Raw genomic sequence first — 485 nt, 5'->3', positions numbered from 1 at the left:
AGCAGCTATGGATACCGCCGGGCTTCGCCCATGGTTTCGTGGTGCTCAGCGATTACGCCGAGTTTTTGTACAAAACCACCGATTACTACAACCCCGCTGCCGAGCGCTGCATCGCCTGGGACGACCCAACCCTGGCCATCGACTGGCAATTGGGCGGCCTGCAGCCGCAGTTGTCGGCCAAAGACCAACAAGGCAAGCGCCTGGGCGAGGCGGAGCTGTTCGAATGAACATCCTCATTACCGGCGAAAATGGCCAGGTAAGCCGTGCCCTGCAAAGCGCCTTGGCCGGGTTGGGTAACGTCAAGGCCCTGGGCAGCCAAGCCCTGGACCTGCGCGACGGTGATGCGATCCGCCGCACCCTGGCCCGTGAGCGCCCGGGCCTGATCATCAACCCGGCCGCGTATACTGCGGTAGACCAAGCCGAGAACGACCGCGACACCGCCTGGGCGATCAATGCCACCGCCCCCGGCATCCTCGCCGAGCAAG

2 protein-coding genes are annotated in these 485 nt (G+C 64.1%); both read left to right on the top strand.

Features of this window, described 5'->3' with window-relative positions; all coding sequences use genetic code 11:
• On the top strand, positions 1-227 hold a 227-nt coding region (locus HAQ05_RS29720; protein WP_190427706.1), incomplete at its 5' end, for a dTDP-4-dehydrorhamnose 3,5-epimerase family protein.
• Positions 224-485, top strand: a 262-nt coding sequence (locus tag HAQ05_RS29715) for a sugar nucleotide-binding protein (protein WP_190427704.1), incomplete at its 3' end; no start/stop codon positions are given. The genes HAQ05_RS29720 and HAQ05_RS29715, both read left to right, overlap by 4 nt.

Source organism: Pseudomonas typographi, from assembly GCF_014694385.1.
Lineage (GTDB): Bacteria > Pseudomonadota > Gammaproteobacteria > Pseudomonadales > Pseudomonadaceae > Aquipseudomonas > Aquipseudomonas typographi.
This window is presented reverse-complemented; position numbering and strand designations above follow the sequence as displayed.